Source organism: Streptomyces showdoensis (genome assembly GCF_039535475.1).
In the GTDB taxonomy this organism is placed as follows: domain Bacteria; phylum Actinomycetota; class Actinomycetes; order Streptomycetales; family Streptomycetaceae; genus Streptomyces; species Streptomyces showdoensis.
In genome coordinates, this window is record NZ_BAAAXG010000010.1 from 1 (window position 1) to 13372 (window position 13372).

Here is a 13372-nt window from a genome sequence, read left to right on the forward strand (position 1 = left end):
TATCACACGTGAGTGATCTCTCTCAACAACAACAAGGCGGGGGCGGGCGGCGGCGTGGCGGAGGCTGTCGACGACGGTGCGGCGGGCTATGGACAGGAGCCAGGTGCGGGCGGAGGAGCGGCCCTGGAAGCGGGGGAGGGCGGCGAGGGCTCTGAGGAAGACCTCCTGGGTGAGGTCGTCGGCGGCCTGGCGGTCGGCGCTGAGGTAGGCGACGTAGCGCCAGACGTCGCGGTGCAGGGCGCGGACGAACTGGTCGGCCTTGGCGGGGTCGCCGTCACGGGCGGCGAGGGCCAGCAGGGTGGTGGCCGCGTCGGATTCGGGGGAGTGGTGGGGGCTGTGTGTCGGGTGGATGCGGGCAGGTGTCATCGCCACGGGTCCTCGGGTCCTTGAGAGGCAGGCAGGAAGGGGGTACGGCCGGCACCAGGGCGCGGCCGGGGCCCGAGCGGCGGCCGCGGGGCGGCCGGCGGGCTCGGGGGACCGGCTGTCGGATCAGACGACAGCGACTGCCTGGGGAGGACCCCGGGAGACCAGGGAATGCGCGAGGTGGAGCCGCCGCGGCACACGCGCGTCACCCGGACGCACCGGACGCACACGCGGCCGGCCCACCACGACCGGCACCACGGCCAGCAGCAGCGACAACGGCCGGAACAGCTCCGCCGGCAACGCCCGCAACAACCGGAACGCCCCCCGCTCCCCGTACGCCAGCCACACACCGCTCAACAGCGCGGCCAGCACGTGCGCCACGAGCATGCCGAAGGACGAGGCCGCCTCAGGCGGGGTCTGGACGGCCGCGGGCAGGGACGAGGCCGGTGCGTCGGCGTGCATGTGGTGCATGGGCGGAGCACCGGGTGAGGGCCACGAGGAGAACAGCGTGTGCAGGGTTCCCTGGGCCGTCATGGCCGCGGCCGCGATGGTGAGCAGGTCGCGTTCCCTCGCCGCCAGGTGCCAGGCGGCCGGGACCGTGATCGCGAACGCGACGGCGAGAGGCCACCCGGAGACCGGGCGGCCTGACATGAGGCTGTGGCCCGTGGCGGTGAGCAGCACGCACACGAGCGTGAACGCGGTGGCCCGCACTCCTCGCATGCGTGGCCCTGGTGTCATGGCGAGCCCATCGGTGCACCCCTCGTCGGAGGGCGGGGCGGCGTGACGGAGCGGGCCGCCCCCCTCGGCCTGTCTGGGACATGACTACGGGAGAACCGGCATGTCCGCAAGGGCAGTTGACGTCAGGTTCCGGGCCGAGTGTCCGTGCGCGGGATGGCTTCGGCCGGCCTGCGCCGACGTGGCTCGTGTAAACGGGCGATCAAGGAAACGGAAGATGTATGGAAAGTGGGGGCAATGTGAACTCCTGTTGTACGAAGGGTTGTTGATAGAGGGTTTCCAGCCGCCTGCCTGCCTGCTTAGACTCCATTCAAATCAGAGACCATCTGGGGGAGGACCCGTATGTCCCGCACCATGGAATCGCCTTCGCAGCCGATCGGCGCGACGAAGGGAAGTGCAGGGTCCGCAGGGTCGGTCGGTCGGCGGAGGTTCGTGCATCTCGCCACGGGGGCCGTTCTGATCGCCTCGCTCGCCACTGCCTGTGCGGAGGCCGAAGCCGGCGCGGGGAAGGCGCTTCAGGCCAGTGGCAGCACGACGGTGGCGCCCGTCGCCGCCGATGCGGCGGAGGCGCTGAAGGCGCAGGGGCTGAACATCACCGTGGCCACGCAGGGTGGTTCGGCCGGCGGCATCTCGCAGCTCGGTGCCGGGCAGATCGACATCGCGCTCAGCTCCAAGCCGGTCGCCGACAAGGACCGGTCGGCGAGTCCCAAGACCGACTACGTCGAGACGCAGATCGGCGCCGATGCGGTGGGCATCATCATCACGAAGCAGGTCGCCGACGCCGGGGTCAAGAACCTGACCTCCGCGCAGGTGAAGGGCCTGTTCGAAGGGAAGATCACGAACTGGAAGGACGTCGGCGGTCCGGACCTGCCGGTCTTCGTCTACGACAAGGAGCCGGGGCGCGGCACGCGGGAGGTCCTCGACAAGTACCTCTACCACGGCGAGAAGCCCCCGCCGCCGCCGAACTCCGACAACTTCGCCATCGTGGGCGGCAACCTGGAGACCCGCAACAAGCTGGAGTCGACCCCCGGAGCCGTCGCTCCGCTGTCGACGGGCTTCGTGGAGGGCCGTGACCAGCTCGCCGTGGTCACCCTCGACGGCATCGCCCCCTCCTCGGAGAACGTGGCCACGGGGACGTACCCGATGAGCCGCCCGCTCTACATGGTCACGAACGGGAAGCCGAAGGGCGAGGCGAAGCGGTTCATCGACTACATCCTCTCCGACAAGGGGCAGCCGCTCCTGACCAAGCACGGCTACCTGACCCTCAAGCAAATCGGGAAGTAGTCCGTGACCGTGAAGACGCTGGTGCGGCCGCCTGCCGCACCGGACACATCAGCCCGCCCACAACGGTCCCGGTGGGTGTGGCCCTGGGTGGTCGCGGGCGCGGTCTCCGTCGCGGGCGTCCTGCTGGTGCTCGTCGGCTACCTCGGGCTCGGTGTGCTCAGCGGCGCGGTCGACTGGCTCGGACTCGTGGCCGAGCCCGTCTGGAACCCGACGGACTCCGTCTTCGGCGGGCTGGCCATGATCTATGGTTCGGCCGTCGTGTGCGTGATCGCGCTCGCGCTCGCGGTGCCGGTCGGCTGGGCCGGCGCCATCGCCCTCTCGGAGTACCTGCCCCCGCGGCTCGCGCGGCCCCTGCGCATGAGCGTGGAGCTGCTGGCCGCCGTTCCGTCCATCGTCTACGGCCTCATCGGCATCATGGCCGTACGCCCGGCCGTCGCGTGGCTCGGTGACGTACCGGGCGGAGACAGCCTCCTCGCCGCCGGCCTCGTCCTGGCCGTCATGATCACGCCGACGATCGTCGCGGTGAGCGTGGACGCCCTGTCGGCCGTGCCGGACCGGTACCGCGAAGCCGCCTACTCGCTCGGGCTCACCCGGCGTGAGGTCGTCCGGTCGGCCGTGCTGCCCCAGGCCCGTCAGGGGATGCGGGCGGCCGTCCTGCTCGGCCTCGCCAGGGCACTCGGCGAGGCGATCGCGGTGTTCCTGGTCGTCGGGCGTGCCGACGGCCGGCTGCCGACCTCGTTCGGCGAGCTGATCGACTCGCTGGTCCACCCCGGGCAGACCCTGACCACGAAACTGGCCGGACCGGAGCCCGTTCTGGCGGGCACCTCCGGTCCCTACTTCGCCTCGATCTGCGGGCTCGGGCTGATTCTGCTCGGTCTGGTGGCCGCGGCCACGGTCTGGGGGACGCGGCGGTCGTCGGGAGCGAAGGGTGCGCAGCGGGCCGACCGGCAGCGGCGTCCGGGGCGGATGCGGGCGGAGCTCGACAAGGCGGTGGCGCTGCTCCGCCTCGGGGCGCTGTTGCTTCCCGGAGCGCTGCTCGTGGCCATGCTGGCCGTCCTCGCGACCAGGGGCAGTGCGGCCTTCTCCCCGTCGTTCTGGTTCACGTCGGCGGCCGGTTCGGCCGGCGGCGGGGTGAGCGACCAGATCGTCGGCACGCTGCTGCTCGTCACCACCACGGGGCTCATCTCGCTCCCGCTGGGGTTCGGGGCGGGCATCCTGCTGGGCGTCCATGCGTCCGGCCGCGCGGCACGTGTCCTGCAGACCGTCACCGTGGTGGTCAGCGGCACACCGACGATTCTCCTCGGCCTCGCCGGGTTCGTGATCGTGTGCAGCGCCATGGGATGGGGCCGGTCGTGGCTGGCCGGAGCCATCGTGCTGGTTCCCGTGGTCGTGCCCGTGGTCGCGCTGACGACCGCCGGCCGGGTCGGCGGGATGCCGGCGGAGATGACGGAGAGCGCGCTGTCGCTGGGCCTCTCGCGGGCCCAGTACATCCGGTCGGTCGTCGTTCCGTACGCCTGGCCGGCCACGGTCACCGGGCTGCTGCTCGGCCTGGCCCGTGCCGCGGGGGAGACGGCACCGCTCCTGTTCACCGCGACGGTGTTCTTCGGGGCGCCGGCCCTGCCCGACGGGATCGTGAACGCCCCCGTGCAGGCGCTGCCCACCCACATCTTCACCCTGTCCCAGGACTCGGGCGACCCGCAGGCGGTCTCGCAGGCGTGGGGGAGCGCGCTGGTCCTGGTGATCATCACGGCCGTACTGCTGAGCGTGGCGGTCGCGCTGCGCAACCGCTTCGAGGGGGAGCGATGGACCACGTAATCGCCGTACGCGAACTCCGGGTCCGCGACCGGGACAAGGCCCTCGTCGGGCCCGTCTCGTTCGGGCTGGTCCAAGGGTCGACGACGGGCCTGTGCGGGCCGTCCGGCGCGGGCAAGTCGACGGTCCTGCGGGCGCTCGTCGACCTGCTTCCCGCCGGTCTCGTACGGGACGGCCACGTCGAGGTCCTGGGACGGGCGATCGCCCATCGGAAGGGGGACGCCGACCTGCGGACCAAAGTCGTGCTGGTGCCCCAGACTCCGGTGGTCTTCGGCGGCAGCATCCTGGACAACGCGCTCTTCGGCATCCGGCACGTGCTGCGGGCGTCGCGCGGGCAGCTGCGCGATCGAGCCGAAGAGGCCCTGAACGAGGCCGGGTTGTGGAAGGAGGTCTGCGACCGGCTGGACTCCCCGGCGCAGAACCTGTCCGCCGGGCAGCGCCAGCGGCTCTGCCTCGCCCGCGCCCTGGCCCTGGAACCGGCCGCGCTGCTGCTCGACGAACCGACGAGCGCCCTGGACGAACGGAGCCGGGACACGGTCGAGGAGTCGGTGGCCGCGCTGCGCGGGCGCAGGACCGTCCTGCTGGTCTCGCACGACCCCGCCCAGGTGGCGAGGCTCTGTGACAGGACGGTGCAGCTGGATCCGCCGGTGGCGGTACCCCGACCGGCCCCCGTGGGCTGAATCCCTTCCCGGGTGCGACCCTCCGGCCGTGCGGCCGGCTCCTCGAGCCGGCCGCACGGCCCTTTCCGTACGCGGCACGTACGCGGCACGTGCCGGTGAAGGGTCTCCGCCGTGTCAGCAGCCCCGCTTGCGGCCGCTGTCGGCGGTCTCCCGGGCGGCGGCGGCGAGTGCGCCCAGCTCTCCGGCGAGTGCGGACAGCGCGCCCGGCCTGAGGCGGTAGTAGGTCCACCGCCCGCAGGGTTCCGTGTCGACCAGCCCCGCCTCGCGGAGCACCTTCAGGTGGTTCGACAGGTTGGTCTGCCTGGCTCCGGTCTCCTCGACCAGGTGGGTCGTGCAGAGGGCCTCGCGGGCGAGCAACGTCACGATCTTGAGGCGCAGGGGATCGGCCAGCACCTTCAAGATGTCACTGTCGACTGATGTCAGCATGTGCTGATAATCTCACGGCCGCGGGTGTCGCGGCCACCGCATTCCCCCAGTCTGTCATCAGGCTGCGGCCGGCCCGCCGTCACTCCTCACCTGCCCACGCGCCACCCCACAGGTGCTCACGCCCGGGATGGCGAAGTCCAGCGACCACGTGATCACCATGGGCTGCGGCGACACCTGCCCCGTCCTCCCCGGCAAGCACCACCGCGACTGGGCCCTGCAGGACCCGGCGGGTCAGGGCCCCGACGTCGTGCGCCGGATACGCGACGAGATCGGGGAGCGGGTGCGGGACCTGGTCTCCGAGATCGAGCGGAAGGCCTCCGGCGCCGACGTCAGCGGACGGCGAGTGGACGACGCAGCGTGATCTGATCCACGTCGGAGCTCCGTACCGTCACCGCCAATTCCCACGCCCCCGGTGTCGGCACCTGGAAGCCCGAGGCGGTCCAGTGGCCCTCCGACGCGCGGCGCAGGGGGACGGCCAGAGGCCCGATCCCCCCGGACGAGGTGAGGGTCGCCCGTACCTCCGGCACGTCGAGGGGCCCGCCGTCAGGACCCGACACGGTCACATGGACGGCGTTCGGCCCGGCCCGGCCCGGGTCCACCACGATGTCGGCCCTCCCCTTCCCGCGCGGGCCCCCGGTGTCGAACGAGGCCCCGACCGACACGACGGCACCGGCGGGGGCCGCCGCCACCGTGTGTGCCGAACGGGCCGGTTCCGTCGTCGTGAGCACGGTGGTGATCGCCAGGACGCCCAGGCCCAGTGCGGCCTCCGCGGCCACCCCTCGCCGGAGGCCGCGCAGCACGGACCTTCCCCGCTCGCGATCGGCGGCGGTCTCCGCCTCGGCGTCCGCGACGGCCCTCGTCCGGCGCCGGGCGACCCGGCCGAGGCAGAGCAGCAGCGCCACGAGGGCCGTCTTGGCGAGCAGCAGGAGCCCGAACCGCGTGTCCGTCAGGGCGGGCAGGGACCCCACCTGACGCCAGGACTGGTAGAGGCCCGTGACGACGAGGGCGCAGACGCTGACGAACGCCACCCGCGAGAAGCGTGCCACAGCCGCCGTGGGCAGCTCCTCGATCCGCGTCAAGGTGAAGGCCAGCACCCCGAGACCGCCGGTCCACGCCCCCGCGGCCAGCAGATGGATCACGTCGGCCGGCATGGCGAGGGCGGTCTGCAGACCCGCCGAGGCGTGCTCCGCGCCCGCCCACGTCCACGCCAGCGCCCCACCCGTCACGGCCGCACCCGGCAGCACCACGCGATTCCTCCCCGCCGGGGCGCTCCGGCACCACCACGTCCACGCCACGGCGCCCAAGGCGAGCAGGCACAGGCGCCCGAGGAGCAGGACGCCCGTCTTGCTCCCGGCCACGTCGCCCAGGAGCGCGACGTCGGCGAGATCCGCGAGGCGCCCCGACCCCGCATAGGGCCCCCGGAGCAGGAACTGCGCCAGCGTGCAGGCCACGAGCACGGCCCACGCCGACGTCACGGCGCGCCTCAGCGCGCGATGCTCCCTGCCCCGGGGCCAGCACAACAGGAGGAAACAGACCACGCCCGTCAGGGCGGTCACGCCGAGGTACGCGCCGAAGCGTGATCCCGCGTACGCCCAGCCGACCGGACCCGCGTCCGGATCGCGCACGCCCGATCCCGCCGGATCGGCCGTCGCCGACGGCGCGCCCACGGAGAAGGTGAACGCGCCCGCCACGGGGTGGCTGTCGGCGGACACCACCTGGTACGCCACCGTGTACGTGCCCCGGCCCGGCCGTCCGCGGAGCCCGACGACGTACGTGTCGGCGCCCTCCAGGACGGGCCGGGCGTCGTCGACCCGCCGTCCTGCGGGGTCCAGGACGCGGATGGCGTCGGCGGAGAGCGCGATCTCCTCGGTGAAGACCAGGACCACCCGGGAGGGCGGGGCGGCGAGCACCGCCCCCCTCGCCGGCGTGCTGCCCGTCAGCACGGCGTGTGCGGAGACCGGGGCCGATCCGCCGGACCAGAGGCTTCCCCAGCAGACCAGTGCGACCACGAGCCATCGGTACGTACGGGAGGCGAGGACCGTCACGGCGAATCCCGTGCCGGATCAGGCGTCGCCGCGGCGACGGCTGGTGATCAGGGCCGTGACGAGCCCCGCGGCGCCCAGGACCATCCCGCCTATGCCCAGCCAGCGCTCGGTGCCGTGACCGTCGCCGTCGTGCCCCTCGGCGCTCTCGGCGCCGTGACCCTCGCCGGCCGGAGCCTTCGGGGTCTTCGGGGCCGGCGTCGCCGTGGCCGTGCCGTGGTGGTCGTCGGTCGCGGCGGACAGCCGCAGTACGGGTGCCGGGTGCTCCGGCTCCTCCTGGCCTTCCTCGGACGGCTCGATCCAGCGGACGACCTCCTTGCTGCTGTACGTCTGCAGTGCCTTGAGGACGAGCTCGTCCGCGTCCTCGGGCAGCTGCCCCAGCGACAGCGGGAACTTCTGGAAGTAGCCCGGCTGGATGCCCTTGTCGGTGGCGGTCCAGGTGACCTTGCTGACGGCCTCGGTGATGCTCTTGCCGTGCAGGGTCAGCGGCTTGGCCAGCTTCGTCCTCGTGACCGCGATGTTCCAGCCGGGCACCGCCTGCGGCATCACCGAGGCCAGGGGGTGGTCGGCGGGGAACGTCACCTCGACCTTGACCGTCGAGGCGTCGGCCCGCTCGTTGGGGACCTTGACGTTCACGGTGGCGTAGCCGCCCTTGGCGGCGGTCCCCTCCGGCTGGACGGAGACGTGGGCGAAAGCGGGCGAGGCGATGGCGAGGCCGGCGACCGCGGTCGCGGACAGGACGGCGAGGCGTGCGAAGGCGCGCATGGGTGAGACTCCGGTGGGGCAGGTCCCCGTGTGGTCTCGTGGGAGGCCACGGCGAAGGGGACGGGACGGTGTGGGCGTGAGGTCTCCGCCCTCCCCGCGTACGACGGATGCCGACGTCAGCCGAGGGCGGCGGCCCCCCCGGGGCGGCCCGCGCCGCGTCACCTCATGGACGAGCAGGGGCCCCGGGCCCCGGGGTGCGGCCGACCGCCTCGGCGCGGTGCGGCGCAGGAGCGTCGCGAGTGCTTCCAGGGAGGGCCGTCGGGGCGACAGGCGGTCGGCGAGCACGTGTCGTACGAGCCGGACGGCATCGGAGCCGTACAGGCCCCCGAGTTCGACGGCCTCCGCCATCGCGGTGTCGCCGCCGTGGAGGAGCCAGGCGGCGGCCGCCGCCGCCACGAGGTGGCCGCACAGCATCGGCACGGTGGGAAGGAGGGCCGCCCAGGCGGGGTCCGCCATGCCTTCGTGCGCCGGGCCCATGACGTGCGCCGCCGAGCCCGTCGGCATCGACGCCGTGAAGAACGCGTGCAGTCCGACCTGGAAGGCGGCGAGTGCGCCTGCGTTCGCGAGCACCGAGGTGCGGCGGCGGGCGAAGGGGGCGACCGACAGGGACACGGCGGTCGAACCGATCCCGACCGCGGTCCACGAGGGGGCGGCCCCGGTGGCCACGCTGTGGCCGCACGCGGACAGCACCACGCTCAGCCAGGTGAGCAGGAAGGCCCGGACGAGACCCGCACCGGGCCGTGAGCGCGCACGCGAATCCATCCCCACCCCCCTGCGGGTTCGTCGTCGAATGCTTCATCCGCTGCTGACGCGTCATCAAGTCAACGCAGAAACAGGCCAGTCCGGATCGGCGGGACGGCGCGCCTCACTGTAGCCCCTTGATTCGATGAATCTCTAGACAGGGGATCGTGATCACCATAGGCTCTCGACGCCTGCCACACCACAGGGGGAGTCGGACGTGTCGCACAGCAGCAAACCTGTCTCCAGACGGAACGTCGTCCAAGGCGCCGTGCTCACCAGCGCGGCCCTGATGGTCAACGTCCCGCCCGCGTCCGCGGCCGGCGGAAGTACCGCGCACGCGACTCCCGCCACCGTCGGCGAGGGCGGTCTGTTGAACTTCACCGAGGGCTCGGCGGCCCTGCGCCCCGACCGGACGGTCAAGAGCGCCTGTCAGTTCTGCAACTCGAACTGCGCGATCTCCGTCGGCGTTCGCGCGGATCGGGTCATCAGCGTCCAGGGAGCCCCCGGCGACCCGGTGCAGCGGGGCAACCTCTGCGTCAAGGCGCCGATGATGGCCGAACTCACCCACAATCCGCTGCGGTTGACCAGGCCCCTGATCCGCACGGGCGGAGGGAAGGGCTCCAGGGAATCCACCTTCCGCGAGGCCACCTGGGACGAGGCTCTCGACCTGATCGCCCGGCGCCTCCTCGCGCTGCGCGACAGCGGTCGGGCCGCCTCCATCGCCAACCGCACCACCGGCCGCCTCCCGCGCGGGACCGGCTCCCTGGTCGCCCGCCTCTTCGCGCTCCTCGGCAGTCCGAACAACACCGATGTCGGCCCCACCTGCAACGACGCGGGCGGCAACGCGCTCAAGGCGACCTTCGGGCTGGGCAACTTCACCAACGGGTACGGCACGGACGGTGCCACGGGACGGGACGACCTCGGCTCGGCGGACTACTTCCTCTTCCTCGGCACCAACCAGGCCGAGACCCACCCGGTCACCTTCGACTACCTGCTGCGCGGGCGCGCGGCCACCGGCGCCAAGCTGGTCGTCGTCGACCCCCGGCGGACCCCGACGGGTGCCCTCGCCGACGAGTGGATCGCCCCGAAGCCCCACACGGACCTGGCGCTCGTCCTGGGCATCCTCCACCACATCCTCGACAAGCGCCTGTACGACCGTGAGTTCGTCGACCGCTGGGTCCTGGGCTTCAGGGAACTCCGCGCGCACATGGCCGCGTCGGGATACACCCCGGACTGGGCCGCCACGGTCACCGGCGTTCCCGCCGAGACCATCCGCCGCGTCGCCCGCGACTACGCCCGTGCCGGGAAGGCGGCCATCTTCTGCAACGCCGGCATCTCGCACCAGCTCGGCGCCTTCGACACGTACCGCGTCCTGACCTTCCTGGCCGCGGTCACGGGCAACATCGGCCGGCTCGGCACGGGGTGCAACTTCATGCACAACACCTGGCCGGGCGACCTGCACCTGCCCGAACTCGCCGTCCGGACGCCCGAAGTGGGAGCCGCGCTGCCCGTGGGGCCCGACTACTTCGCCGAGGCGATCCTCACCGGGAAGCCGTACCCCCTCGAGGCGATCATCACCCAGGGCAACCCCCTGATCTCCTCGGCCAACACGGAGAAGGTCAAGGAGGCCTTCCGCAAGCTGGACTTCTACGTCTACACCGGACTGTTCATGGAGGAGGCGGCCTACTACGCCGACGTCGTGCTGCCCGTGAGCTCGCCGCTGGAGTACGAGGGCGTCTACATGCGGCGCGACGACCGCGCCATCCGCTGGCAGGAGGCGGCCGTCCCGCGCTGTGGCGAATCCAGGACCGACTACGAGATCTGGATCGACCTGGCCCACGCCTTCGCGCGCCAGGACCGACGCAACCCGTCCTCCTACTGGGCCGACGCCTTCCCGCTGGAGTGGAAGGACTACGCCACCCTCTGGGCGGAGTTCGTCGAGCACACCCCCGGCATGGGCGGCATGACGCGGAAGCGGATGCGGAAGCGATCCGAGCCGCTGCGCTGGCCCTGCCCCTCGGCCGATCACCCCGGAGTCAGCGCGCTCTATCAGGACCATCCCTCCTGGTACGAGGCCGCCGAGTCGCTCGGCGCGGCGAAGGGGGCGCGCTTCCTCACGCCCAGCGGGAAGATCGAGATCTTCACGGAGGAGCTGGACCGCCGGCTCGCCACGGCGGGACACGGTGCGCTGCCCGTCTTCTACACCCACCCCGAAGTGACCGGCGGGCACCCCACGCTGACGTACGAGGAGCGGTTCGTCGCCAGCCCGGTCAACCCGCAGGCCGTCACGCATCCGGTGCGGCTCGGGGTCAAGGGGGACGGTTCCGTCCACCGCGACTACCCGCTGATGGGCATGACCGGCCGGCCCAGCGTGGTGCACTTCGCCTCCGTCACGCACTGGACGCCCACCGGCGCGCGGCTCAACGGGATCCGGCTGCTCCAGATCCACCCGGACACCGCCCGGCGGCTCGGCATCGAGGACCGCGACGACGTGATCGTGGAGAGCCCGCGGGGACGGGTTTCGGCCACCGCGCTGTACTGGGAGGGCATCCGCCGGGACACCGTGTTCCTGCCCAACACCTTCGGTCCCGCGCAGGAGCTCGCCCAGGACCTGGGCGGTGATTCCTACGAGGCGGCGAACACCCTCGTCGACGACCGCTACTACGACAACCTCTCCGGGCAGCAGGCGTACAAGTGCTTCGCCTGCCGCGTATCCAAGGCTCCGGCCTGATCCGTTCCCCTGGCCGGCCCGGCGGTCCACCTCCGCAACACACCCCTCGCCGGGCATCCGGGCCCCGCCTCCGCCGCGCACCCCACCCGGCGGAGGCGGGGCCATCTCCCGCACCAGGAAGGCGATTACGGAGGATTTCGGCACGCCTCAGATGAGTTGCGCAAAGATTAGACAACTGTGAAACTAGACAGATGTCACAGCTTGAGGTGATCCAACCCGTGTCCTGCTGCACGCCCGTCATAGCCGCCCCTCTCGACGAGGAGCGGGCCGCGGGCACCGCCAAGATGTTCAAGGCCCTGGGTGACCCGATCCGGCTCCGGATCCTGTCCATGATCGCGTCCGCAACGGGTGACGGGGAAGTGTGCGTCTGTGACCTCACCAGCCCCTTCGAACTCTCCGCGCCGACGATCTCGTACCACCTCAAGATCCTCCGCGAGGCCCAGCTCGTGACGTCCGAGCGTCGGGGCACCTGGGTCTACTACCGGATCCGCCGCGACAACCTCGGCTTCCTCTCCGGCCTGCTCGCCGTCCCGGGCATGGAGGAACTCGCGGTCGTGCGGGCCTGAGCGTCAGCCGGGCCGGTGTGCGGCCCCGGTCGGCCCGGAGCTCAGACCAGCATGCCGATCCCCAGCCCCTCGGTGAGCGTGGCCGGGACCGGGGAGCCCTTCGCCTCCTTGGCTCGAATCGGCTGCTCGCCTCCGCATGCGCACGGGCGCAGCCAGCCCCTCGCGACCGCCTTCGCCCCCGCCTCGAACCTGCTGCGGGCCCCCAGGCGCTCCAGGAGGTCGGCGATCATGCGGCGCGCGGTGCGCAGGCCCACGCCGAGCTTCTTGCACACCGCCTCGTCGGTGAGTCCCTGGCCCATGAGGCGCAGCAACTCCCGTTCCAGCGGGGTGGGCTGGTCCCCCTCGCGGACGCCGGGAGCGTCCAGGGGCGTCATGCTCTCGCAGAGGCGCTCGAACAGCGCGATCAGGCCGACGAGGTAGCCGGCGCCGGTCACCTGGACGGCGCCGGCGGCGGGGTTCTGCGGATCGACGGGAAGGAGCGCCGTGGTCCGGTCGAAGACGACCAGCCAGAGGGGCAGGGTCGGCGCCGTGCCCACCTTGCCGCCGTTCTGGGCGAGCCAGCGGGCGTGGGCCAGGCCGGTGCGGTCGTTGTAGATGCTCTCGAGGTAGACGTTCCACACCAGGACCCCGCGGTCCAGCATGTGCTGGTCCAGTGGGCGGCGGGCGCGCAGGGCCTCGAGACCGTTCGCGTCGGCCGGCAGCAGGGAGACGCACTCGGTCGCCGTCCGGCCGGCGAGTCGTTCCATGCGGGCGTGGATCGCGGCCGGTGACTCCAGGCGCTCCCAGCCGGAGTGGGTGCCCCGGGCCTGGGCGTCCTCGTACTCCTCCGAGAGGCGGTCGACCGCGGCCTTGATGTGGACGAACTCGGACTGCCGTCGCAGGAGTTCGGACTGCTGGCGCTCCAGCATGGTGCGCAGGGCGAGCGGGGGTCGGGTCGGAATCAGCGTTCCTGACGCGTGCCGCAGCAGCGAGAGTTCGAGCAAGCGGCCGATGCCCTGCTGAAGGTCGGCCTCGGACGCGTCGAGGCCGTCGAGCAGATCGGCGACCCGGCACCCCGGGTGGTCGAGTGCGAAGCGGTAGATCTCGTGGGCCAGTTCGTTCAATCCCAGTGACTGCAACATCCGCCCCCCACAGGTGTGTTGCTGAATTGAATTTCTTCAAGATAGCACGGTGGTTGATCGCTTGAACGGGCTCCGTCGCCCGCTTTTGATCAAGTGAGGCAGCATG

General features: G+C 72.0%; 11 protein-coding genes. 6 read left to right on the forward strand and 5 right to left on the reverse strand.

Translation table 11 applies throughout. The features are described 5' to 3' along the window. Window positions 1-489: 489 nt before the first annotated feature. Window positions 490-1044: a hypothetical protein gene (locus ABD981_RS05415; protein WP_240495397.1), complete on the reverse strand. Its 555-nt coding sequence runs from the start codon at window positions 1042-1044 to the stop codon at window positions 490-492. A gap of 486 nt (window positions 1045-1530) precedes the next feature. On the opposite strand from ABD981_RS05415, the gene ABD981_RS05420 reads away from it, so the two are divergent. The 3 genes from ABD981_RS05420 (at window position 1531) to ABD981_RS05430 (ending at window position 4874) form a co-directional block, all read left to right on the forward strand. Further along, the gene (locus tag ABD981_RS05420; protein WP_240495396.1) at window positions 1531-2382 is read left to right on the forward strand and encodes a phosphate ABC transporter substrate-binding protein; all 852 of its coding nucleotides are present in this window, start codon (window positions 1531-1533) and stop codon (window positions 2380-2382) included. Window positions 2383-2457: 75 nt separating this feature from the next. Then, the gene (pstC, locus tag ABD981_RS05425) at window positions 2458-4197 is read left to right on the forward strand and encodes a phosphate ABC transporter permease subunit PstC (protein ID WP_165590998.1); all 1740 of its coding nucleotides are present in this window, start codon (window positions 2458-2460) and stop codon (window positions 4195-4197) included. After that, entirely contained in the window at window positions 4185-4874 is a 690-nt protein-coding gene (locus tag ABD981_RS05430; protein WP_046910529.1) for an ATP-binding cassette domain-containing protein, read from the forward strand. Before pstC ends, ABD981_RS05430 begins: the two co-directional genes overlap by 13 nt. A 114-nt stretch (window positions 4875-4988) precedes the next feature. Here the strand turns inward: ABD981_RS05430 and ABD981_RS05435 are convergent, their stop codons facing one another. Beyond that, window positions 4989-5300, reverse strand: a complete 312-nt coding sequence (locus tag ABD981_RS05435; RefSeq protein WP_046910528.1) for an ArsR/SmtB family transcription factor — start codon at window positions 5298-5300, stop codon at window positions 4989-4991. Between the two features lie 127 nt (window positions 5301-5427). Here ABD981_RS05435 and ABD981_RS05440 point away from each other — a divergent pair, with 127 nt between their 5' ends. After that, complete coding sequence (locus ABD981_RS05440) at window positions 5428-5661, forward strand: low molecular weight phosphatase family protein (protein WP_123954960.1); 234 nt, start codon at window positions 5428-5430, stop codon at window positions 5659-5661. Here ABD981_RS05440 and ABD981_RS05445 read toward each other — a convergent pair. After that, window positions 5630-7345 carry a copper resistance CopC/CopD family protein gene (locus ABD981_RS05445; RefSeq protein WP_123954959.1) on the reverse strand — a complete coding sequence of 572 codons (1716 nt, stop codon included), beginning with the start codon at window positions 7343-7345 and terminating at the stop codon, window positions 5630-5632. The two genes, ABD981_RS05440 and ABD981_RS05445, sit on opposite strands and share 32 nt — an antisense overlap. 18 nt (window positions 7346-7363) lie before the next feature. Continuing rightward, window positions 7364-8107, reverse strand: a complete 744-nt coding sequence (locus ABD981_RS05450) for a YcnI family copper-binding membrane protein (protein ID WP_046910527.1) — start codon at window positions 8105-8107, stop codon at window positions 7364-7366. Between the two features lie 958 nt (window positions 8108-9065). Here ABD981_RS05450 and ABD981_RS05455 point away from each other — a divergent pair. Further along, window positions 9066-11579, forward strand: a complete 2514-nt coding sequence (locus ABD981_RS05455) for a molybdopterin-containing oxidoreductase family protein (protein WP_046910525.1) — start codon at window positions 9066-9068, stop codon at window positions 11577-11579. A 191-nt stretch (window positions 11580-11770) separates the two neighbouring features. Next, window positions 11771-12145 (forward strand): ArsR/SmtB family transcription factor, encoded by a 375-nt coding sequence (locus ABD981_RS05460; RefSeq protein WP_046910524.1) that lies wholly within the window; start codon window positions 11771-11773, stop codon window positions 12143-12145. A gap of 41 nt (window positions 12146-12186) precedes the next feature. On the opposite strand, the gene ABD981_RS05465 is transcribed toward ABD981_RS05460, so the two are convergent. Continuing rightward, the gene (locus ABD981_RS05465; protein WP_046910523.1) at window positions 12187-13266 is read right to left on the reverse strand and encodes a helix-turn-helix transcriptional regulator; all 1080 of its coding nucleotides are present in this window, start codon (window positions 13264-13266) and stop codon (window positions 12187-12189) included. Between the last annotated feature and the right edge of the window lie 106 nt (window positions 13267-13372).

Excerpts from the sequence above, each read along its gene's own strand:
- ABD981_RS05450 (WP_046910527.1), bottom strand. The coding sequence starts at position 8,107 with ATGCGCGCCTTCGCACGCCTCGCCGTCCTGTCCGCGACCGCGGTCGCC.
- ABD981_RS05460 (WP_046910524.1), top strand. The coding sequence starts at position 11,771 with ATGTCACAGCTTGAGGTGATCCAACCCGTGTCCTGCTGCACGCCCGTC.
- ABD981_RS05465 (WP_046910523.1), bottom strand. The coding sequence starts at position 13,266 with ATGTTGCAGTCACTGGGATTGAACGAACTGGCCCACGAGATCTACCGC.
- ABD981_RS05440 (WP_123954960.1), top strand. The coding sequence starts at position 5,428 with ATGGCGAAGTCCAGCGACCACGTGATCACCATGGGCTGCGGCGACACC.
- ABD981_RS05435 (WP_046910528.1), bottom strand. The coding sequence starts at position 5,300 with ATGCTGACATCAGTCGACAGTGACATCTTGAAGGTGCTGGCCGATCCC.
- ABD981_RS05430 (WP_046910529.1), top strand. The coding sequence starts at position 4,185 with ATGGACCACGTAATCGCCGTACGCGAACTCCGGGTCCGCGACCGGGAC.